The sequence below is a fragment of the Chishuiella changwenlii genome, from assembly GCF_900142565.1.
Taxonomy (GTDB): Bacteria; Bacteroidota; Bacteroidia; order Flavobacteriales; family Weeksellaceae; genus Empedobacter; species Empedobacter changwenlii.
On record NZ_FRBH01000007.1, the window covers coordinates 147,393 to 168,884 of the forward strand.

21 protein-coding genes, 1 tRNA gene and 1 riboswitch are annotated in these 21,492 nt (G+C 29.7%); of the genes, 13 read left to right on the forward strand and 9 right to left on the reverse strand.

What is annotated here, in order from left to right:
• Positions 1–20: 20 nt before the first annotated feature.
• Positions 21–93, reverse strand: a tRNA-Phe gene (locus BUA86_RS09870).
• Positions 94–342: 249 nt separating this feature from the next.
• Here BUA86_RS09870 and bamG point away from each other — a divergent pair.
• From bamG to BUA86_RS09885, 3 genes are all read left to right on the forward strand, one after another.
• Positions 343–1,623: a BamG family beta-barrel-assembly machinery protein gene (gene bamG, locus BUA86_RS09875; RefSeq protein ID WP_229731727.1), complete on the forward strand. Its 1,281-nt coding sequence runs from the start codon at positions 343–345 to the stop codon at positions 1,621–1,623.
• Positions 1,624–1,697: 74 nt separating this feature from the next.
• The gene (gene lptC, locus BUA86_RS09880; protein ID WP_229731726.1) at positions 1,698–2,225 is read left to right on the forward strand and encodes an LPS export ABC transporter periplasmic protein LptC; all 528 of its coding nucleotides are present in this window, start codon (positions 1,698–1,700) and stop codon (positions 2,223–2,225) included.
• 113 nt (positions 2,226–2,338) lie between these two features.
• The gene (locus BUA86_RS09885; RefSeq protein WP_072932288.1) at positions 2,339–4,498 is read left to right on the forward strand and encodes a peptidylprolyl isomerase; all 2,160 of its coding nucleotides are present in this window, start codon (positions 2,339–2,341) and stop codon (positions 4,496–4,498) included.
• A 263-nt stretch (positions 4,499–4,761) separates the two neighbouring features.
• Here the strand turns inward: BUA86_RS09885 and BUA86_RS09890 are convergent, their stop codons facing one another.
• Both BUA86_RS09890 and BUA86_RS09895 read right to left on the reverse strand, forming a co-directional pair.
• Entirely contained in the window at positions 4,762–5,055 is a 294-nt protein-coding gene (locus BUA86_RS09890; RefSeq protein WP_072932289.1) for a NifU family protein, read from the reverse strand.
• A gap of 19 nt (positions 5,056–5,074) precedes the next feature.
• Positions 5,075–6,175, reverse strand: coding sequence for an Mrp/NBP35 family ATP-binding protein (locus tag BUA86_RS09895; protein ID WP_072932290.1), 1,101 nt, complete (start codon positions 6,173–6,175; stop codon positions 5,075–5,077).
• Positions 6,176–6,309: 134 nt separating this feature from the next.
• Here BUA86_RS09895 and BUA86_RS09900 point away from each other — a divergent pair, with 134 nt between their 5' ends.
• Positions 6,310–6,771, forward strand: coding sequence for a DinB family protein (locus tag BUA86_RS09900; protein WP_072932291.1), 462 nt, complete (start codon positions 6,310–6,312; stop codon positions 6,769–6,771).
• Positions 6,772–6,774: 3 nt separating this feature from the next.
• Positions 6,775–7,278 (forward strand): GNAT family N-acetyltransferase, encoded by a 504-nt coding sequence (locus tag BUA86_RS09905; RefSeq protein WP_143147294.1) that lies wholly within the window; start codon positions 6,775–6,777, stop codon positions 7,276–7,278.
• Here the strand turns inward: BUA86_RS09905 and BUA86_RS09910 are convergent.
• The 3 genes from BUA86_RS09910 to BUA86_RS09920 form a co-directional block, all read right to left on the reverse strand.
• Complete coding sequence (locus BUA86_RS09910; RefSeq protein WP_072932292.1) at positions 7,275–8,342, reverse strand: Kelch repeat-containing protein; 1,068 nt, start codon at positions 8,340–8,342, stop codon at positions 7,275–7,277. The two genes, BUA86_RS09905 and BUA86_RS09910, sit on opposite strands and share 4 nt — an antisense overlap.
• A gap of 21 nt (positions 8,343–8,363) precedes the next feature.
• Complete coding sequence (locus BUA86_RS09915; RefSeq protein ID WP_072932294.1) at positions 8,364–9,188, reverse strand: alpha/beta hydrolase; 825 nt, start codon at positions 9,186–9,188, stop codon at positions 8,364–8,366.
• 144 nt (positions 9,189–9,332) lie between these two features.
• Positions 9,333–9,905: a nitroreductase family protein gene (locus tag BUA86_RS09920; protein ID WP_072932296.1), complete on the reverse strand. Its 573-nt coding sequence runs from the start codon at positions 9,903–9,905 to the stop codon at positions 9,333–9,335.
• Positions 9,906–9,980: 75 nt separating this feature from the next.
• Between BUA86_RS09920 and BUA86_RS09925 the strand changes: the two genes are divergently transcribed.
• The 6 genes from BUA86_RS09925 (at position 9,981) to BUA86_RS09950 (ending at position 17,413) form a co-directional block, all read left to right on the forward strand.
• On the forward strand, positions 9,981–10,745 hold the full coding sequence (locus tag BUA86_RS09925; protein ID WP_072932298.1) for a hypothetical protein: 765 nt from the start codon (positions 9,981–9,983) through the stop codon (positions 10,743–10,745).
• 45 nt (positions 10,746–10,790) lie between these two features.
• Positions 10,791–11,720: an aminodeoxychorismate synthase component I gene (locus tag BUA86_RS09930; protein WP_244891555.1), complete on the forward strand. Its 930-nt coding sequence runs from the start codon at positions 10,791–10,793 to the stop codon at positions 11,718–11,720.
• Entirely contained in the window at positions 11,704–12,300 is a 597-nt protein-coding gene (locus BUA86_RS09935; protein ID WP_072932302.1) for an aminotransferase class IV, read from the forward strand. The genes BUA86_RS09930 and BUA86_RS09935 overlap by 17 nt, the downstream gene beginning before the upstream one ends.
• A 60-nt stretch (positions 12,301–12,360) precedes the next feature.
• A riboswitch (SAM riboswitch) is annotated at positions 12,361–12,464 on the forward strand.
• Positions 12,465–12,525: 61 nt separating this feature from the next.
• A complete protein-coding gene (locus BUA86_RS09940; RefSeq protein ID WP_072932304.1) occupies positions 12,526–14,919 on the forward strand; it encodes a TonB-dependent receptor plug domain-containing protein in 2,394 nt (797 codons plus the stop codon).
• A 100-nt stretch (positions 14,920–15,019) separates the two neighbouring features.
• A complete protein-coding gene (locus BUA86_RS09945; protein ID WP_072932305.1) occupies positions 15,020–16,303 on the forward strand; it encodes an APC family permease in 1,284 nt (427 codons plus the stop codon).
• A 171-nt stretch (positions 16,304–16,474) separates the two neighbouring features.
• Positions 16,475–17,413, forward strand: a complete 939-nt coding sequence (locus BUA86_RS09950; protein ID WP_072932307.1) for a T9SS type A sorting domain-containing protein — start codon at positions 16,475–16,477, stop codon at positions 17,411–17,413.
• A gap of 80 nt (positions 17,414–17,493) precedes the next feature.
• Here the strand turns inward: BUA86_RS09950 and recA are convergent, their stop codons facing one another.
• Together recA and bcp are read right to left on the reverse strand one after the other, a co-directional pair.
• Positions 17,494–18,555: a recombinase RecA gene (gene recA / locus BUA86_RS09955; RefSeq protein ID WP_072932309.1), complete on the reverse strand. Its 1,062-nt coding sequence runs from the start codon at positions 18,553–18,555 to the stop codon at positions 17,494–17,496.
• A gap of 11 nt (positions 18,556–18,566) precedes the next feature.
• Positions 18,567–19,022 carry a thioredoxin-dependent thiol peroxidase gene (bcp, locus tag BUA86_RS09960; protein WP_143147295.1) on the reverse strand — a complete coding sequence of 152 codons (456 nt, stop codon included), beginning with the start codon at positions 19,020–19,022 and terminating at the stop codon, positions 18,567–18,569.
• A gap of 168 nt (positions 19,023–19,190) precedes the next feature.
• On the opposite strand from bcp, the gene nth reads away from it, so the two are divergent.
• Positions 19,191–19,811: an endonuclease III gene (nth, locus tag BUA86_RS09965; RefSeq protein ID WP_072932312.1), complete on the forward strand. Its 621-nt coding sequence runs from the start codon at positions 19,191–19,193 to the stop codon at positions 19,809–19,811.
• Positions 19,812–19,852: 41 nt separating this feature from the next.
• The gene (locus BUA86_RS09970) at positions 19,853–20,725 is read left to right on the forward strand and encodes a hypothetical protein (protein WP_072932314.1); all 873 of its coding nucleotides are present in this window, start codon (positions 19,853–19,855) and stop codon (positions 20,723–20,725) included.
• Here BUA86_RS09970 and BUA86_RS09975 read toward each other — a convergent pair.
• Complete coding sequence (locus tag BUA86_RS09975) at positions 20,704–21,486, reverse strand: class I SAM-dependent methyltransferase (protein WP_072932316.1); 783 nt, start codon at positions 21,484–21,486, stop codon at positions 20,704–20,706. The genes BUA86_RS09970 and BUA86_RS09975 overlap by 22 nt on opposite strands.
• Positions 21,487–21,492: the final 6 nt, after the last annotated feature.

Here is a 21,492-nt window from a genome sequence, read left to right on the forward strand (position 1 = left end):
GTAAGGGATTTTTTTAGCAGTGGTGCCTCCAGGAATCGAACCAGGGACACAAGGATTTTCAGTCCTTTGCTCTACCAACTGAGCTAAGGCACCGCCTTAATTGTGATGCAAATATAGAGTGAAAATTGATACTACCAAATCTTTTTAAAAAGATTTTTTTAGTTCTTTGGCTATCTATTTCATTTACCGATAAATAAATTTTTAAAATATTTTTATATTTACACAAAAATTGAGTTTTTTATATTTTAATAGATAATTAACAGCTCATTTTTGCATTCTAATTTTTACAATTCGCAACAAATCATCATATTTGCGTCTTAGAATTCTATTATAACATTCATAATGAAGTGGATTATTTGCAGTTTATCACTTTTAAGCGTGATAACAATTAAAGCTCAATCAATATCAGTGTCTCCTTATTCAGCTTATGGAATAGGAGAACAACTATTCGATGGGAATACTGAACAAGCTGGTATGGGCGGAATCTCAACAGTACCAACAAATCCTTTCGGACAAAGTGCTAATTTTTCTAACCCGGCAGCAAACCAAAGTTTACGTATGACAAACTTTAATGCAAGTGGAAGTGGTACAAATTATACTTTTAAATCTCTTACAGATAAAGAGAATACAGGAAGATTTAATATTTCTAATATATCATTAGCTTTCCCAGTTGGAGAAAAAGGAAGCTTTGGATTAGGTTTTCAACCTTTTTCAGCTTTAGGATATGATATTTTAAATTCAACAGAAAGAAACGATTTAAAGCAAAATGTACAATTAAAAGGAAATGGAGGTTTAAATAGTCTTCATGCTTTTTACTCTAGAAATTTAGCGAAAGGGTTTTCTTTAGGTTTACGTGTTAATTACCTATTTGGAGAATTAACAAGAAATGAAATTCTAGCTGTAGACGGAGCAAGTTTAGCTGTAGATTATAGCAATAAGTCGAATTACAGAGGAGCTCAGTTTACATTAGGATCAATGTATACAAAAAGAATTGGTAAGACCAAAAATCTATATGTTGGAGCAACTTATACGTTAGGAACTAATCTTAGAACAGATGTTACAGATTTAACGACTTCTTACACTTTTGTAGGATCTGCGAAAGCATCTGTAGATACGATTTCTATTTTCCGTAGCGATAATGCGAAAACAAAATTACCACAAACATTTGCATTAGGAACTTCTTATACAAAAGATAATTCTTGGTCTATTGGGGCTGAAGCAAAATACAATACTTGGTCAGACTTTAGACAACCAGTATTAGGTAATAGTTCAACATCATCTAATGTAGATTATAAAAATAATGTACGTTTAGGAGTTGGTGGATATTGGATTCCTGATTATAACAGTTATAAAAGCTATTTTAATCGTGTAATCTATCGTGCAGGTGCATATTACCAAACAGCACAATTTTCTATTAATGGAACGGATGTAGATGCTTATGGAGCTACTTTAGGTTTTGGTTTCCCTATCGGGAAACAAAATGATGCTTCTATGATGAATGTTTCGTTAGAATATGGTCAAAGAGGAAAAACATCGAATAACTTAATCAAAGAAAATTTCATTGGTGTAAAAGTTGGTTTCGATATTAATGATATTTGGTTTAGAAAAAGAGTTATTGACTAATTTTGGATCAACAAAAAAATAACATAAAAGCAAATAAAAATGTTGTTGTTAAATTGAATTTTATTTTCAGTTTAATGAGCATTTTTATTTTGCTTTTTTCATGTGGTAGAGAAACACCTCCTAACAATAAAAAGAAAGTAGATTTTCCTACGCGTACATTAATTAATGCAAATATCATCAATAATGATTCTGGTAGAATTTCTTGGAATTTGCGTTCTCCTTTAATAGAGGAATTTACAACTGTAAAGTCTCCTTATACACTTTTTAAGAAAGGATTGAATGTAGATTTTTATGAGAAAGGAAAAGAAAAACCGGGGTATTTTATTGCAGATTGGGCAAAACTTGATGATGGAACAGGAATTTACGAAGGTAGAGGAAATGTAATTGTCGTAAATGAGAAAGGTGATTCGTTGAAAAGCGATCAATTATTTTGGAATAAAAAAAGAAAAACAGTTTATACATCGAAAGAAGTTTACTTAATTAATAGCAAAGGAGATTCCCTAAAAGCTACAAATGGTTTACAAGCATCAGATGATTTAGAACATTATACCTTGTTTAATAATCAAGGTTATATGTATGTTGATGATAATCAAAAATTCTAAATTTCATTAAAAAAATAAAGAAAAAACACATTCTTTGTGGTTTCTTCTATTTTATTATTCAATGTATTGTCGTATTTTCGCCACCTATTATAGAAATAACATAAAATAAAATAATGGCAGTTTTAGGAGAAATTCGTAAAAAAACTTGGCTTGTCTTCGTAGTAATCGGAGTAGCAATGTTAGCTTTCGTTGCAGGAGATTTATTCGGAGAAAACTCAAGAATAAAACAATTATTTACAGGAGATCCGTCTGTAGTTGGTACAGTAAACGGAGAATCTATTGGTATTGCAGAATATCAAAGTGCATATGATGCAACGCAAAAAATGTACGAAAACCAAGGGCAATCTGCTACACCAAACCAAATCGCACAACAAACGTGGAATAGCTTGGTTAGTCAAAAAGTATTATCACAACATGCAGAAAACTTAGGTTTAAGAGTTGCTGATGATGAATTTTGGAATTATGTTGCACAAAACTTCGGAATGTCTTCTGGAGCTGAAGCGCAACAACAAATTGCAGAATTAGAAGCAAAAGCTTCTTCAGATCCTGGTGCACAACAACAATACAGAGGTTGGTTACAAACTGCAGAGCAAATAAAATTACAATTATTATCTCAAAAATATTTTGGATATGTAATGGCAGGAACTGTAGTAACAAATAAAGAAGCTGACATTCAGCAAGCTTATAATATTTCTAATGCAAATATTCAGTATGCTTTTGTTGATTATCCAACTTTAACTAAAAAATTAAATGTAAAAGTAACTGACGACGAAATTTCTGCTTACGAAGCTAAATATCCAAAATTATTTAAAGCAGAAGGTTTAGTTAAATTAAGCTATACTTATTTCCCTGCTGGAGCTTCTAAGTCTGATGAGGCTGTTGCGTTAGCAAATATTAATAAATATTTAGGAACACAAATTGTTCACGACGAAGTAAATAATATTACAGATACAATACAAGGTTTTGGTTCTACTAAAAATGATTCTGTTTATGTAACTCAAAATTCTGAGAAACCATTTATTCCGAATTATTTTACAAGAGCAGAATTAGAGCAAGCTCAATTAGGACCAGAAACTACAGCTTTCTTAAAGTCTGCTACAGTTGGACAAATTGGAGGACCTTTTAAAATTGGAAACACTTACCAATTATACAAACTTTCTAAAGCTAGAGAAGTAAGAGATTCTGTAAAATCTAGTCATATTTTAGTTGCATTTCAAGGAAGTGCTGGAGGAACAGGAATCAAGAGAACAAAAGAGGAAGCGAAGAAAGTTGCTGAAGGAATTTTAGCAGAAGTAAAAGCTAATCCTGCTTCTTTTGGAGAAGTTGCTTCTACAAAATCTGATGACAAAACTGCTTCTTTACAAAAAGGAAGTATTGGATGGGTTGGAAAAAATAATCAATTAGATCAAACATTTAATGGATTTATTTTTACAAAACCTGTTGGAACAGTGGAATTATTAGAAACTCAATTTGGTTTCCATATTATTAAAGTTGATGATGTTAAAAACAAAACAGCTTATCAAATCGCTAACATTGTAAAAACTATCGAGCCTTCTAAAGCAACAACAGAAAAAGCATTTACAGGTGCAAGAACATATGTTCAGAATGTTGAAGGAAAATCTTTAAACGATTTTAAAAACATTGCTAAAAAAGGAGGTTATTTAAATAATACAACTGAAGGGATAGAACGTTTTGCTGCAATAGCACAAGACATTCCGAACGATCAAGATGCTGATATCTTAAAATGGGCTTTTGATAAGAAAACTGATAAAGGAGCAACAAACTTGTTTACATCTTCTACAGGAGATTATATTGTAGTTCATTTAGTAGAAAGATTTGACAAAGGATTAGCTCATCCAAGTGTAGTTCGTCAGTATGTTGAGCCAGTTTTATTACATGAAAAAATTACAAAATTAGTTGACGAGCAAATTGGTAATGGAGGTTTAAACGCTTTCGTATCTAAATTTGCAGCTAAGAAAGGAAATGCTACAGTAAACTTCTCTAACTCTAATGTAAATGGAGTTGGATTAGAGCCTAAAGTTGTAGGAGCTTCTTTCGGAGTAAAAGCTAATCAGTCATCTAAAGCTATAGCTGGTAATACAGGAGTTTTCTATGTAATACCTTCTAATCAACAAATCCAAAAGAATCAAAAAGGTTCTATGATTTTAGATAACTTAAATCGCCAATTACAAGGTAAATTCCAACAAACATTATTACAGTCTTTAATTCAGGCTGCTGATGTAGTTGATAATCGTGCAAAAGCATTAAAATAAATAAGAGTATATATCTCTAAACAAAAAGCTCCAAAGTTAACTTTGGAGCTTTTTTATTTTTTAAAGTTGTTTTAAACTTTTTAAATGATTAAACTTTTACTTAATCTATGCTTCTCTGTACTTGTTTTTAAAATAATAAAGAATTTATAAAGTACTTTGATAAGTTAGCTTAAACAGCGTATAAACAAGATAATTTAATAAAATAATTAGTTTTAAAACTAAAAAAAACATCAATGTAATTTTACATTGATGTTTTATATTATTTACTTTTCTTCTTTCTCGTACGACGATAATTGATCAGCTTCGGTTGATGTTTCAAAATCTGAAACATTAATCACAGATACAATTTCTGGTACATATTTTTTAATTGTCATTTCAACACCTGACTTTAACGTCATTTGGTTAACAGAACATGATGTACAAGCTCCTGTTAAGCGAACTTTTACAATGTTATCTTCTACCGAAATTAATTCGATATCACCTCCGTCTGAATTTAAGAATGGTCTAATTTCAGCTAAGGCCTTTTGTACTTCTGAATATTTTTCTTCTGGAGTCATAATCTTATGCTTTTTATTATTAATTTTTTGCCGAACAACCAGCCATCGTAGTAATACGAACAGCTTCTGTTGGAGGCAATGTATTGTTACGCTCTACTAAGCTTTGTACTGTATTACGAGCGATATTTTTATAAACTTCTGCAACTACTGTACCTTCTTGTAAAGCAGCAGGTCTTCCTACATCGGCAGCTTCTCTAATTGATTGTACAATTGGAATTTCACCTAAGAAAGGAACATCTATTTGATCAGCTAAACTTTTAGCACCATTTTGTCCAAAAATATAATATTTATTATTTGGCAATTCTTCAGGTGTAAAATACGCCATATTTTCTACAATTCCTAATACAGGAACATTAATAGACTCCATTTGGAACATCCCAACACCTTTTCTAGCATCTGCTAATGCAATGTTTTGAGGTGTAGAAACTACAACAGCTCCAGTAATTGGAACTTGTTGAACAATAGATAAATGGATATCACCTGTTCCTGGAGGTAAATCGATTAATAAGAAATCTAATTCTCCCCAATGCGCATCACGAATCATTTGATTAAGTGCTTTTGCAGCCATTGGTCCTCTCCAAACAATTGCTTGATCTGTATCTGCAAAGAAACCGATAGATAACAATTTAATTCCGTAAGATTCTACAGGTTTTATTTTTGTTTTTCCATTAACCTCAACAGAATAAGGACGCGCATCTTGACAATCAAACATAATTGGCATAGATGGACCATAAATATCAGCATCTAATAAACCAACTTTAAATCCCATATTAGCTAAACTAACAGCTAAATTAGAAGAAACAGTAGATTTACCAACACCACCTTTACCAGAGGCAACAGCGATAATATTTTTTACTCCTGGTAATTCAGAACCTTTAATTTCGTTTGGGTTTTTCTCTTCAACCTCAACCGTGATATTTAATTTTAATTTTGCTTCTGGTAAATTTTCCTTAAAAGCATTTTTTAAGGCAACTTCTAAACGTTTACGCTCGTGCATTGCAGGCGAAGGCGAAACGATATCTAATATAATATCATTCCCCATTACTTGCGCATTACGCATCCAGTTACGAATACCTAATTCTTCTAAAACTTGATATATTTGATCTCTTGTGTAAGCCATCTTTTTTATTTAACACTACAAAATTACAAAGAATCGAAGACTTTATGTAATCTAAAAACGTGATTTTAATTGTTTTGCTTTATTATTTGATAAATAGATTTAATTTAATGTATATTTAAACTTTAATTCTCATTATGGAAGAGCATATTATTTATCTGACAACGATTAGAAAACAGATTATTGATGAGCTTGAACAACACTCTCTAAAACAACTGCTTTATATTCCTGTCGGATACAAAAACAATTTATTTTGGAATGCAGCACATGTGCTCGCAACTCAACAATTAATACACTATTATCTTACAGATAATCGTATGTTGGTGGATACACATTTTATTCAAAATTATAAAAAAGGAACAGTAGGAAATACTGAAGTTACCGAAGATGATGTAAAAGAATTGAAAGAAATGCTAGAGTCTACACCAATGCAATTATTTAAAGATTATAGGGCAGAAAAATTATCATTTTATCGTTCTTATAATACAAGTTTTGGTGTTAACTTAACTTCTATAGAAGAAGCAATTTTATATAATAATATTCACGAAGCAATGCATTTAGGTTATATGCTTTCGATGAAAAAAAATATTCCTTTTTAAGAAATGTCCGAATTGATTTATAGAGATGCTAAAAGAATTGATTTAGATAAAATTGTAGAAATCTATAATTCTACAGTTTCTTCTCGATTGGTGACAGCAGATACAGAGCCAGTTTCTGTAGAAAGTAAACAAAAATGGTTTGATGAACATTCATCAGAAAAACGACCGCTTTGGGTGATAGAGAATACAGAAAATGAAATTGTTGGTTGGGTAAGTTTTCAGTCTTTTTATGGAAGACCTGCTTATGATGCAACAATAGAAATTAGTATTTATTTAGATGATAAACAGAGAGGGAAAGGTCTAGGAAAAAAAGTATTAGCTTATTGCATAGATAAAGCACCAGAATTTGGTGTAAAAACAATCCTTGGTTTTATTTTTACTCATAACGAACCAAGTTTAAAATTATTTAAACATTTTGGTTTTGAGGTTTGGGGCGATTTTCCAAATATTGCAACATTAGATGGAATAGAAAGAGGGTTATCTATTTTAGGAAAAAGAGTAGGTTAAGAATTACTCTTTATTCTTAGTTCTCTTTTTACCTTTGTATTATTAAACTCTTTTAAATTTAGTTTGTACATTCTATTTACAATATTATTGTTGTCGACGATTCCTCCAAGTATATATAAATGGTCATCATGTATAAATATTTGACTATTATCACCTAAAACATTGTTTATAGTATATTCTTTTAATATTTTATTATAGGAATCGAAAGTGTAGAATATCCCATTTTCATAAATGTAAATGGTATGTTCTTTCTTTGTAATAGAAGGTTTACTCATTGCAATAGGAAGTTCAAACTCCTTCGTCCACTTACCACTAGTTAAATCAAACGATTCAATATCTTTTAATGGTTGATTTTTATTTCCACCTATTAAATAAATTTTACCATCAACTAAAATTCCTGGAGATTCTTTTGCTTCTGGCATTGGATCTAATTCATACCAATAACCATTAGTAAGATTATACATACTCACTTTATTTGTATAAAACTTTCTATTGTTATTGTATTTTTTTGTTGAACCACCAAAAAATAATACTTTATCATCAACTTTTACAATAGCAGCATTTACTGCCTGATGAGCCATTACATCATCAAGTAACATTGTATCATTTTTTATATCGTAAATATCTATTTTATCATTTAAGAGCTCTCTAGTTCTATTATGACCAACTTTTCTACCGCCAAAACTATATAATTTACCTTCATGATTAATAATAGTATTATTAGCAACTGTTGATGATTTTAAATTTAATGTTCTCCAATAATCAGTATTAAAATTATATGCATAAATTTTATCACTAAAGCCTTTGTATTCTGTTCTAACCCCAACATTTGAAACATCTCCACTCATTACATACAGCATATCTTCTTCAATCGCAAAACCAAAAGAATAAACACCAAGTTCTGGCATTTTCTTTAATTCTTTATATTGAACAGAATTTTTTAGTTTCTTATTTGCATCTATCTTAACTTCTTCTAATTCTATTTTCTCTTGTGCAGAACAATTTATAAACCCGAAGAAAAAAATGATTAAGCTACACAAGGTTATTTGCTGAATGTTTTTCATAGATTGAAGTTTAAAAGTTATTTATTTCCCTAAGCCCCAAATAAGAGCTTTTTCTTCTGTAGCTCTATAAATAGTAGCATGAGTTTCTTTTGCTTCATTAGAATAAAACCATTTTAATTGTGGAAGATTTGTAGTCTTTAATATATTTTCAAACTGAACTGTATTTCTATTTATGTCTCCAGCATCTGAAGCCGCGAACCAATATTTTATTGGTTTAGAAGATAGTTTTTCTAAATTTTGTTTTGCCGTTTTAACAGAATATTGGTTATTCCACCATAAAGATGGATCGATTGCAATGTAAACATCAAACATTTGTGGGCTTTCTAAGAAAGTTTCTGTAATAAATAGACCTGCTAAGGATTCACCAATAATTGCTTTATAATTTTTAGTACGAAAACGTTTCTCAATTTCAGGAAAAAGTTCATCGTTTATAAAATCTCTAAAATCAGAAGAACCACCAACAATAGGTGCAACTTTTTTATCGTCCTCAACTTCTGTTTTTGGCGTTAAATCTTTTCTGCGTTGTATATTTTCTATTCCAACTAAGATAACTGGCTCAATTTTTTTATCCTTTATTAATTTTTTTAATGTATTCGCAACATGCGGAAAATCTTCTTGTATTCCACCATCTGGCATATAAACAACAGTTAAAGAATCTGTTGATTTAGTATAATCTTTAGGCACCCAAACATTAATTACTCTTTTTTCATTTAATTTTTCAGAGTTTATTGTAAATGTTTCGTGTTGAGGAATAGAGTCACTAGGAGCTGCTCTTTTTATTTTGCAACCTTGTAAAATAAAAAGAGTAGAAATTAGAACAGTAAAAACTTTTAACATGTGTTTCATAACTAAATTTTATGTGGAAAAATATAATATAACGAATATACTATATTTCTATTGTTGTTTTAAAATATATCTAATTAAGTCAAAATAGAATCGCCTTTCAAAAGAATGAAAGGCGATCAATGTAATTGTTATTTTAATTAAGAATTAATATTCTAAAAATTTAACTTTACTTTCTGCTGGTTGTCTACTACCTTCTAGTAAATCACCGTCATGTTTTCCCATATAAAAAACACCTACACATTTTTCACCTTCTTCCATTGTCGTAAACTCGTCTACATTTGCAATTACGTTTGCAGGTGAAGACCAATATGCACCAATATTAAGAGCAGTAGCCATTAACCACATGTTTTGAACAGCCATAGATGTAGCAGCCAATTCTTCCCATTCTGGGTTTTTCTCTAGGTTAATAAAATTGATTAATACGATTTTGTTAGACTTGTCGCATTTCTCAATTAATGCATTTATTTTTCTGTCGTTTAATTGATCTGTAGGAGTTCCTTGTACATAAACTCTTTTCACATATTCTCTAAAACGATCTTTAGAAGGACCTTCTAAAACCACAAAACGCCATGGTTCTGTTTTTTTATGAGAAGGAGCCCAATTAGCAGCTTCAAAAATTAATGCTAACTCTTCTCTTGTAATCTCTTCTTGATTATATTGTGGAGGAAAAACTGAACGTCTTTTTTTTATTATTGATAATAAATCTTCTGTATACATGTTATTACTATTTAGTAAGTTTGTCACTTATATAAAACAAATTTACATTAATTTGAATGAAATAAATATATAAACATGAGAACATTAGATTATAATAAAATAGAGTATTGTAAAAACAATAAATTTAATTTCGATATCGGGAAATATTTTAATCAGTCGATAGAGTTATTTAAAAATAATTGGCAACAATTTGTACTATATTCTTTTGTAAGTGTACTTATTCTATTTGTTTCCTACTTTACAATAATCGGATCACTTATAATTATGTATCCTTTATTAATGGGATATTTAGTTGCGGCTGAAAGAGCTGATGATGGATTAAGTTTAGAGTTTAATGATTTTTTTAAAGGATTTAAAAACATAGGAACTTACGCCTTACTTGCATTAAGTATTATCGTACTTTATGGGATTTTAGTAACACCATTTTTTCTTATGTCATTACTTCCATTAATGGTAGATGAGGCTAATGATACCAATACATTTTTAATACTTGGATCATCAATTTTTGTCTTCATATTTATGTTTGTATTGATAATACTTTTATTTGTTTTTCAAATTCTGATTTTCTTGACACCTTATTTAATTCATTATGGAGATATGAGTTTAAGAGATGCTATTAAGACTTCTTATGCTATTGTAAAAAAGAATTTTTGGTGGATGTTATTACTTTTATTTATAAGTGGGTTTATTTCTTCTTGTGGAGCTTTTGCTTGTTATATTGGAGCATTAGTTTCATTTCCTGTTGGGTATATTTTTATTTATTTTATGTTGAAAGATATGATTTTAACGGGTGATGAAATAGAATCTGAAATTGATTTACTTGGAACAAACCAAGAATAAGACTAAATTTATCGCATGTTTACAACGCATTCGATTTTTAATAAAATGAATGAATTAGGAGCTGCAAAAGTTCCTTTTTTCTTTATGATTGACTTTTTGAAAGAAAAGGGAGAAGTTATTCCTTTAAGTGAATTAAATAATGATATTTTATTCGAAGTTAATTCTTCTCAAAAAAAATCAATCAATAAGAAAATAAAGTTCGAAAAATTTCCACTTAACTACGAGGACTATCTAAAAAGGTTTGAGGTTGTTCATCAAAATTTATTATTCGGAAATTCTTACTTAACAAATCTTACCTTTCCTACAAAAATTGAAACAGATTTATCTTTAGATGAAATTTACGAATACTCGCAAGCGAAATTTAAACTAAAATATAAAGATGAGTTTGTTTGTTTTTCTCCAGAGCGATTTGTTAAAATAGAAAATAGAAAGATATTTTCTTATCCGATGAAAGGAACAATTGATGCAGATATAACTGATGCAGATAAACTCGTTTTAGAAGATGAGAAAGAAGCAGCAGAGCATGCAACAATTGTCGATTTAATTCGAAATGATTTAAGTTTAGTTGCAGATAATGTTCATGTTACAAAATATCGTTACCTTGATAAAGTAAAAACAAATGATAAAAATTTGCTGCAAGTTAGTTCGGAGATTTCTGGAGATTTAGAAGATAATTATCAAGAAAAACTAGGAACAATCTTCGATCAACTTTTGCCAGCTGGTTCTATATGTGGAGCTCCTAAAAAGAAAACAATAGAGATTATTTTGGAAGCTGAGAACTATGAACGTAAATTTTACACAGGAGTTTTCGGAGTTTTTGACGGAGAAAATATAGATAGTGCCGTAATGATTCGTTTTATAGAACAAATAAACAATCATTTATATTTTAAAAGTGGAGGAGGAATAACAGCAAAAAGTGATTCTTTTTCAGAATATAAAGAATTAATACAAAAAGTATATGTTCCAATTTATTGAGTCGATTTGTTGTGAAAATAAACAACTTCGAAATTTAGGATTTCATCAAGCAAGATTTGACAGAACGAGACATGATAATTTTTCTGATTCTCAACCAATAGTATTAGAAAATATTATTCAGTTTCCTGCAGATTTAACAAATGAAAAGTATAAAGTAAGAATTGTTTATGACAGAGAAATTCAATCTATCGAATTTCAACCTTATACAATTAAAGAAATAAATTCTATTCGACTTTACGAAATCGATCCAAAAATAAATTACACTTACAAATATCTTGACCGTTGGTTCTTTGATGAATATTTAAAAGAATCTCAAACAGACGATTTAGTTTTAGTTAAATCAAATTATATTACAGATGGAATTTATTCTAACCTAGTATTTTTTGATGGAGAAAATTGGATAACACCTCGTTCAGTCTTGTTAAAAGGAACAATGCGTGAAGCTTTGTTACAGACGGGTAAAATCGTTGAAAAAAATATTAAAGTATCCGATTTAATTAACTTCAAATCATTTAAAAGAATCAATGCAATGATGAATTTAGATGAGAGTCAGGAGTTGGATATAAACACACTTCTTTAAACTCTATAAAAATAATAGAGGTTTATTTTATTTTTTGATTTATTGCTATTATATTTGCATCACTTATCAAGAAAGGTGGAGGGAATGGCCTGTAGAAACCTTAGCAACCAGATGACTCATAATCAAAGGTGCTAAATCCAACCCTATAAAGGGATAGATGAGATGAAAACAAATTTTGTTTAACTTTTGTATGTTGGTTTCTTGATGATTTTTTGAAAAATTAAAATGAAAAGAAACAAATTTTTACTAGCAGCATTCGCAATTTTTGGAACTTCGGCTCTTTTTGCACAAGAAGTTAAGGAAGAAGAAGAACAAACGAACTTAAATGAAGTTGTATTAATTGGAGGTCGTAATTCCGAAAGAACAGTTGTTAATTCATCTGTTCCAGTAGATATTATCGATATAGAGAAATTAAAAACTTCATCTCCACAATTGTCTGTAAATGATATCCTAAATTACGTTATTCCATCTTTTAATTCAGTTCGTCAATCTGCATCAGATGGAACAGAACATATAGATCCTGTAACACTTCGTGGAATGGGACCAGATCAGGTTTTAGTATTGGTTAATGGAAAACGACGTCATACTACATCGCTAGTTAACTATCAAAATACTGTAGGAAACGGATCTGTTGGGACAGATTTAAGTGCAATTCCTATTTCAGCAATAGATAAAATTGAGGTTTTACGAGACGGAGCAGCAGCACAATATGGTTCTGATGCAATTGCTGGTGTTGTAAACATTGTATTAAAATCGAAACCAGGAGGAGATGCTTCATTAACTTATGGACAGACTTCTCGTAACGATGGAGAAACTTATAATTTTAACGGAAGTTATGGTACTAAGTTAGGAGATAAAGGTTCTATTGTTTTTTCTGCTGTGATAAGTGATCGTAAAAAAACGAATCGTTCTAAAGATCATGGTTTAGATATCTTTGGAGATAACTTTGCCTACGATTTTGCTGATGATCCTGCTGCTGCACGAGCTGCCGATGATGCGAAGATAGCTGCTCTAGGACTTTCTCGTAAAGATTTTAGATTTCAGATTGGAGACGCTGCAATAAAAAATCAACAATTTTTTGTTAATGCAGAAACTGCATTAACAGATAAATTAGATTTTTATTCGTTTGGAGGAGTTAGTTTACGACAAGGAAATGGGTATGGATTCCGTCGTTTACCAAGTGATTTATCTGGAGAAGCTTTACAAGTTTATCCTAATGGATTTCAAGCAACCTTAAAATCGAATGTAAATGACTTTTCAAATTCTACAGGATTACGTTATGCTTATGATGGTTGGAATATTGATTTAAGTAATACACTTGGTTTAAATACATTTAAATATAATGTAGAGAATTCAATTAATCAATCATTAGGATTTAGTTCACCAACAGATTTTTATGCAGGAAGACATCAATTTTTACAAAACACAGTAAATTTAGATTTCTCAAAAAAAATCAATCAAAACATTAGTTTAGCTTTTGGAGGTGAATACCGTTATGAACAATACAAGATTGGAGCAGGTGATGAAGCATCTTACACAGGTTCTGGATCAGAATCATTTAGAGGATTTGCACCAACTAATAGCATAAATGGAGATAGAAATTCTTTTGCTGCTTATGTAGATGGAGAATTAAAATTTGGTAATTTCTCAGCAGATGTTGCAGGTCGTTTTGAGAACTATTCAGACTTCGGAAATACCATAAATGGTAAATTAGCTTTACGCTATGAGTATATAAAAGGATATTCTATTAGAGGAGCTATTTCTACAGGATTTAGAGCACCATCTTTACAACAAAAATACTTTAGTAATTCCTATACCGATTTTTATTTAGATGAGAATGGAAACCAAGTTTTAGGAACGAAAGGAATTATTAGAAATGAATCTGATTTATCTCGAGAGTTAGGTTTAGATCAATTAAAACAAGAAAAGTCTATTAATGCAAGTTTAGGATTAACTTTTCGTCCAACTTCAAAATTATTCATTACAATAGATGGATACTTTATACGAGTTAACGATAGAATTGTTTTAACATCTGATATTTACGATCCAGCATTGGAACAATATAATATTACTGCTGCAAGAATATTTACAAATGCTATTGATACAGAAACAAAAGGTTTAGATGTTGTAATCTCTTATGATACTCGTTTAGGAAAAGGAAAATTAAATGCTAGCTTATCTGGAAATCTTAATGAAACAAAAATTGTAGATTATCATTTCCCTGCTTCTTTAACTATCGAAAGAGAACAATTTTTTGGGCCAGATCAAGTAAATATTATAGAATCATTAAGTCCTAAAACAAAAGCAACTTTAGCATTAAATTATTCTATTTCTGGATTCAATTTTATGGTACGTAATACGTATTTTGGAAAAGTAATTAGAGATGGACATCCTTACGGAAGTATACAAGAACATACAGGAAAAGTTGTAACAGATGCTTCTATTGGATATGATATAACAAAGAATTTTAATTTCACAATTGGAGCGAATAACTTGTTGGATGTTTTTCCAGATAAACAAGTCGCAGAAAATTCATATTACGGTGTATTCCCTTATGCACCAGTGCAAATGGGAATGACAGGTGCTTATTACTTTGCGAGAGCAAGTTTTAAATTTTAAGTTTATTTTTAAATTCCGGATGATATTAACTACCATTCGGAATTTTATTTTTTTATATTGTTGTTGATTAAAAACAACAACATTTAGACACTTTTGGTGTATGACACAACATAAAATTGGTTGGAAAACCGCTGCTGCTTTAGTAGTTTCTAATATGATAGGAACTGGAGTTTTTACAAGCTTAGGTTATCAAATTAGTGATTTAAAAAATACACAAACCATTTTATTACTATGGGTAATAGGTGGTTTTTTGGCTTTAATAGGAGCTTTTATATACTCGGAATTAGCTTCGAAATTCAAACAATCGGGTGGAGATTATATTTATTTATCACGAACATATCATCCATTATTTGGTTATCTTTCTAGTTGGATTTCTTTATTTGTAGGTTTTTCAGCGCCAATCTCTTTGGCTGCATTAGCTATGAGTAAATATTTAAATATTTTTGGATTTAATTTAGGTAGAGAGTTTGCAATTGCAATGATTCTTATTGTTGCTATTTTTCAATCTTTTAGTATTAATTTAAGTAGTCGATTTCAGAATGTTTTTACAATTTTAAAAGTTGTATTTATTATTGTACTTATCGGAATTGGATTTTATTTTGTACCAGAAGTTTCTCCAAACGCGATTAATTTTGGTTCTTCTTGGACAAATGAATTAATGTTACCAGCTTTCGCAACATCATTGGTTTATGTTACGTTTGCTTACACAGGTTGGAATTCCGCTTCTTATATTATTGAAGAAATTAATCAACCAAAAAAAAACTTACCTAAAGCACTTTTTATAGGCGTTATTTTTGTTACGTTATCTTACGTGCTTATTAATTTCGTATTACTCAAACACGGATCTGTAGACGCCCTTTCAGGGAAAGAAGATGTAGCTAATATTTCTTTTTCTAATATCTTAGGAACAAATGTAAAATGGGTAAGTTGTTTTATTGCGTTACAATTAATAGCAACTATTAGTGGTTATTTATGGATAGGCTCTCGTTTAACACAAGCAACAGCGAAAGAAAATAAGTTATGGAGTTTTATGGCGAAAGAGAATAAGAATAGAATTCCTGTTCGTGCTATTTGGGTTCATGCAATAATTAGTATTCTCTTAATTTTTTCTGGAGATTTTGAGGTTATTTTTACTTACACTTCTTTCGTTTTACAAATCCTTGCAACCTTGGCAATTTCTACAGCTTTTTTTATTAAGAAAGATCAATTAACAATTATTAAAAGTAGATTTTTCTACGTCTTACCAACAATATTTTTAGCATTTAGCTTATATATATGTTACTTTGTTTTGATTCAAAAACCAAAAGAAAGCTTATTTGGTTTAGGAATAATTGCTCTAGGAATTATTATATTTTTCTTTGATAAGAATACAAGTAAAAAGTAGATGTATAATGTTATTTTCATAACTTCTGAAAATTTAAAAGTAGAGCAATAATATTATAGAGCAAATAGTAAGTTTTTATTGATATTTATTTAGACTTAATTAAAATAATTAAAAATATTTTTTTAATTTTGCTCTAACAAACCTAAATATTAATAAAAAAATCTACTACCTATGAAGAAAAGTATTACACTTTTATCATGTTTATCACTATCAATTTTTGCATTCTCGCAAAAACAACCTAACTATATAAGTTTCGAACCAACAGAAGGCTATAGATTAGGAAATATAGATGGCCAAGGTAATTGGACAGTTGCTTTTAATCAAGTATCAGAAGTTTATGGTGCTGTTAAGACGCATGTTGTAACAAATGAATTTGCTAATGATGGAAATCATTCTTTGTTAATTGCTCAAGATCATGATATTCCTCCCTACAATTCACAAACTGCAGAATATAACTTACCATCAGCTCAAGATAAAGATATTGAGTTCTATATTAGACCTTTTTTTGATGTAAACTCTGAGTATGTTATAGATACCGAAGGAATTGAGGAATTTAGTGGTGAATATATAAGTTTCAATAAAGATGCGAACGGTATCGCTTACGTTTCTGTATTTGATAGATTGCTACCAAAATTTATAACAACAGATTTTATATTATCTTCTGATACATGGTATAAAGTAAATATTAATTATAATAAGGCAGAAAATAAAGTAGAATATAAATTTGATGATGTTGTTGTTTATACAAAAACAGCTGTTAAAAGTGGTAAAATGGATTATAAAAAAATAAAATTTTCCCATAATAATAATGGCACAAAAATGTATATAGATGATTTATCTTTTAAAAATGATTTAGTTTTATCTGTTTCAGAAACTAGAAATAAAACTAAAGTTGCAGTTTATCCTAATCCTACATCAGATATTATTACAATTCAAAATATAGAAGGAGAAGTACAACAAATTACTTTAGGCAATATTAATGGACAAACCGTACGCCATATAAAGACAACAGATCGTAAAATAGATTTAAGAGGATTACCAAATGGTACTTATCTATTAAAAATAAAAACAGATAGAGGATTTTTTACCGAGAAGATTTTAAAAAAATAAATTGAAAGTTTCTTCTCAAATTTTTATTTTAAAACAAAACAACAACCTTTACAAGGTTGTTGTTTTAAATATTTTTAGAATTATTTTTCAGAGAATAATTCAGCTTCATCAGCAGGATTGTCAACAGATGGTTTTCCATCAACAGGTTCACCCTTGATTAAAGCAACAATTTTTGCTTCTATTTCTTCCGCTAATTCAGGATTGTCTTTTAATACTTCTTTTACAGCATCACGACCTTGTCCTAATTTGCTATCGTTATAAGAATACCAAGAACCAGATTTATTTACGATTCCTTTTTCAACTCCCATATCTAATATTTCTCCTACTTTAGAAATACCTTCACCATACATAATATCAAATTCTGCTTGGCGGAATGGAGGAGCAACTTTATTCTTAACAACTTTTACTTTCGAATGGTTACCCATTACTTCATCTCCACTTTTTATTTGTGTAGAACGACGGATGTCTATACGAACCGAAGCATAGAATTTTAATGCGTTACCACCAGTTGTAGTTTCTGGATTACCGAACATAACACCAATTTTTTCACGTAATTGGTTAATGAAAATAGCAGTACATTTTGTTTTATTAATTGTTCCTGTTAATTTTCTTAAAGCTTGAGACATTAAACGAGCTTGTAATCCCATACGAGAATCACCCATTTCTCCTTCAATTTCAGCTTTTGGCGTTAATGCAGCAACAGAGTCAATAACAATAATATCTATTGCACCAGAACGAATTAAATTATCAGCAATTTCTAATGCTTGCTCTCCATTATCTGGTTGAGAAATAATTAAGTTCTCAACATCAATACCTAATTTAGCAGCATAGAAACGATCAAATGCATGTTCAGCATCAATAAAAGCAGCAATTCCACCAGCTTTTTGCGCTTCTGCAATAGCATGTAAAGTTAATGTTGTTTTACCAGAAGATTCAGGACCGTAAATTTCAATTACACGTCCTCTTGGGTATCCACCAACTCCTAAAGCTAAATCTAAACCTAGAGATCCAGAAGGAATAACTTCTATTTTATCATCTACAGCAGAATCTCCCATACGCATTACAGTACCTTTACCGTAAGCCTTATCCATTTTATCTAAGATTAGCTGAAGTGCTTTCTTTTTATTATCTAAATCGCTCATTATTGTATTTTTTATTTTTCTAAAATTTGTTTTGCGTGTTCTTTTGTTTTTACTTTTTCTATAACATCTGTTATTGTTCCTTTTTCATCAATAATAAAAGTTGTACGATGGATTCCATCAAATTCTTTTCCCATAAATTTCTTAGGACCCCAAACACCAAATGCATTTAAAATTTCGTGATTTTCATCTGCTAATAAAGGAAATGGTAAATCGTATTTCTCTGCAAATTTCTTTTGTCTTACAACAGAATCTGCACTAACACCAATTAATTCATATCCTTGTGCTTTTAAAGCCTCTTCGTTATCTCTTAAATCGCAAGCTTCTGCTGTACAACCAGGAGTACTCGCTTTTGGATAAAAGAAAACAACTAATTTTTTTCCTTTGTAATCCTTGTAAGCAATAACTTTTTCGTCTTGATCAATTCCTTTAAAATCTGGAACTTTATCTCCTATTTTTAACATATTGATTTTCTTTTAGAACTCATTGTAAAAATAATGATTATATATTGAATCCTTATAGATTTAATCTGTTAATCTTTATTCTGATACAAATATATAAAACGTAAGCGTCAAAATATGACGCCTTAAAATATTAAGTATAAAAATGATACTTTTACAAAAATTTCAGAAACTATGATGTTAAAGAATGAACGTATTAAATTTGTTATTGATGAATTAGAAAAACTATATCCAGTTCCACCAATTCCATTAGATCATCAGGATGCGTTTACATTATTAATTTCCGTTTTATTATCAGCCCAAACAACTGATAAAAAAGTAAACGAAGTTACACCAGAATTATTTGCAAAAGCTGCGAACGCAAAAGCAATGTCTTTGTTAGAAGTAGATGAAATAAAATATTACATTCGTCAAATAGGATTATCAAATACAAAAGCTAAAAACATAAAAAGATTAGCAGAAATTCTGGTAGAACAATATGATGGAGAAGTTCCTGAAGGTTTTGAAGAATTAGAAGCCTTACCTGGAGTTGGTCACAAAACAGCTTCTGTTGTAATGTCGCAATGGTTTGGACATCCAGCATTTCCTGTAGATACACATATTCATAGATTAATGAAATTATGGAAATTAACTAAAGGAAAAAATGTGGAAGAAACCGAAAAAGATGCTAAAAGAATTTTTCCTAAAGATTTATGGAATAAACTTCATATACAAATAATTTACTACGGTCGAGAATATTCTCCTGCTAGAGCTTGGAGCTTAGAAAAAGATTTTATTACACGACAAATGTTCGAATAAATATTAGATTTCATCGTTAATCAATCATCAACTCCTTTGGAATGATAAAACGTATTTCGCGAAAGAATTTAGATTTAGAAAAATATTCAACTTGTCTTGCTAGTGCTATCAATTATCGTATTTATGCCGAATATTGGTATTTAGATACATTAGTTGGTGAAAATTGGGCATGTTATGTTTGGAATGATTATGAGGCAATAATGCCTATCTGTTATGCAAAAAAGTTAGGAATTAAATATATTATTCAACCAATTTATTGTCAGCAACTAGGTGTTTTTCATGCCGAAAATTTTTCAAAAGAAGTATTTCATCAATTCGAAAAAAAACTTCATCGAAACTTAGTAAGAAGTTATCATTTTAATGAAGAAAATACGGTTATGTTTTCTCCGAAAGGAAAGCATAGAGTAAATCAGGTTTTGGATATTAGTAAAAGTTATGATGAAACTTTTACAAGCTATTCTAGGAATAGGAGAAATGAAGTTAGAAAAGCTAAGAAATCTAATTATAAAGTAGTAAAAGTTGATAAACTAGATAATTTCTTTAGAATAAATGCGGATTATGATTATCTAAAAAAAGATCAGTTAGAGCATAAGCTAACTCAATCTATTATAAACTTAGTTGGTTTAAATATCATTAATGTTTTTGAAATCTATACAGAAGATGAGGTTCTTTTAGGTTGTCAGCTAGAAATGATTTCAAATAACAGAATTTATAATTTTGCATTTGCTAGAAATCAATCCGAAAAAAATCAACAATGTTCGGCATTTATTATTGATTTTTTAATTGAAAAATCTTCTGACAAAAATTTATTATTCGATTTCGAAGGGTCAATGGTTACTTCGATTAATCAGTTTTTTAAAGGATTTGGGACTGAAGAAAAAAATTATACAAATTATTCTAATTTCTCTTTCTGAGATACAAAAATTAATTCTCTATAACCATCGCCAACCGATAATTTTTTAGCATAATCTTTAGGAATGTATTGTCTGTAATCAATTTTTGAGATATTAAAACGTTCTCTTTTTAACCTCTCTTCAAAATCTTGCCCATGAAGCCTTAACAAATCTTTCTCGCCATAATTTAATAATCGCTCATGTTCATCAATTAAATTTTTATCTTCAAAAGTATTATTTAGAGGATGAATTGGTGTTAAAATAAATGCTTTTCCATTTGGTTTTAGAACACGATATAATTCATCAATAGCCAACTTTTCATCTGGAATGTGTCCTAAAACGTGTGAACAAATAATGTAATCAAATTTATTGTCAGGATAATTAATGGCTGTAATATCAATTATTTCGTCTGCAAAATTTTTATTGATATCACCATTTATATATTCAATTGTTTTGCTTTTTTTGAAAATATCTTTTAACGCATCTTCTGGCGCAATATGCAACAAAGAGTTTGGTTTTGAAAATAGATCAGTTTCATTACGAAGAAACTCCAATAAAACTCTTGTTCGTTCTAGTGACCCACAATTTGGGCATTCTGCATTATTTCTAGTTTCAATTCCATTTGATTTTTTTAAAAAACTTCTAAAATTTTGACCACAACAATTACAATAAAAATCATTTCCTTTTAGAAAGTATTTTGATAATTTATTTAAACTCTTTCTATTATTAATTCTTATCTTTTCCGAAAATATTTTTTTGTAAATTCCTTTGGCAATGTTCATGAGAAG

Bases quoted from the DNA above. Each gene is read 5' to 3' on its own strand.
- BUA86_RS09900 (WP_072932291.1), top strand. From the start codon at position 6,310: ATGGAAGAGCATATTATTTATCTGACAACGATTAGAAAACAGATTATT.
- BUA86_RS09920 (WP_072932296.1), bottom strand. From the start codon at position 9,905: ATGTATACAGAAGATTTATTATCAATAATAAAAAAAAGACGTTCAGTT.
- nth (WP_072932312.1), top strand. From the start codon at position 19,191: ATGTTAAAGAATGAACGTATTAAATTTGTTATTGATGAATTAGAAAAA.
- bamG (WP_229731727.1), top strand. From the start codon at position 343: ATGAAGTGGATTATTTGCAGTTTATCACTTTTAAGCGTGATAACAATT.
- BUA86_RS09915 (WP_072932294.1), bottom strand. From the start codon at position 9,188: ATGAAACACATGTTAAAAGTTTTTACTGTTCTAATTTCTACTCTTTTT.
- recA (WP_072932309.1), bottom strand. From the start codon at position 18,555: ATGAGCGATTTAGATAATAAAAAGAAAGCACTTCAGCTAATCTTAGAT.
- BUA86_RS09975 (WP_072932316.1), bottom strand. From the start codon at position 21,486: ATGAACATTGCCAAAGGAATTTACAAAAAAATATTTTCGGAAAAGATA.
- BUA86_RS09890 (WP_072932289.1), bottom strand. From the start codon at position 5,055: ATGACTCCAGAAGAAAAATATTCAGAAGTACAAAAGGCCTTAGCTGAA.
- BUA86_RS09935 (WP_072932302.1), top strand. From the start codon at position 11,704: ATGTTCCAATTTATTGAGTCGATTTGTTGTGAAAATAAACAACTTCGA.
- lptC (WP_229731726.1), top strand. From the start codon at position 1,698: ATGAGCATTTTTATTTTGCTTTTTTCATGTGGTAGAGAAACACCTCCT.
- BUA86_RS09940 (WP_072932304.1), top strand. From the start codon at position 12,526: ATGAAAAGAAACAAATTTTTACTAGCAGCATTCGCAATTTTTGGAACT.
- BUA86_RS09885 (WP_072932288.1), top strand. From the start codon at position 2,339: ATGGCAGTTTTAGGAGAAATTCGTAAAAAAACTTGGCTTGTCTTCGTA.
- BUA86_RS09925 (WP_072932298.1), top strand. From the start codon at position 9,981: ATGAGAACATTAGATTATAATAAAATAGAGTATTGTAAAAACAATAAA.
- BUA86_RS09895 (WP_072932290.1), bottom strand. From the start codon at position 6,175: ATGGCTTACACAAGAGATCAAATATATCAAGTTTTAGAAGAATTAGGT.
- BUA86_RS09930 (WP_244891555.1), top strand. From the start codon at position 10,791: ATGAATGAATTAGGAGCTGCAAAAGTTCCTTTTTTCTTTATGATTGAC.
- BUA86_RS09905 (WP_143147294.1), top strand. From the start codon at position 6,775: ATGTCCGAATTGATTTATAGAGATGCTAAAAGAATTGATTTAGATAAA.
- BUA86_RS09910 (WP_072932292.1), bottom strand. From the start codon at position 8,342: ATGAAAAACATTCAGCAAATAACCTTGTGTAGCTTAATCATTTTTTTC.
- BUA86_RS09945 (WP_072932305.1), top strand. From the start codon at position 15,020: ATGACACAACATAAAATTGGTTGGAAAACCGCTGCTGCTTTAGTAGTT.
- BUA86_RS09970 (WP_072932314.1), top strand. From the start codon at position 19,853: ATGATAAAACGTATTTCGCGAAAGAATTTAGATTTAGAAAAATATTCA.
- BUA86_RS09950 (WP_072932307.1), top strand. From the start codon at position 16,475: ATGAAGAAAAGTATTACACTTTTATCATGTTTATCACTATCAATTTTT.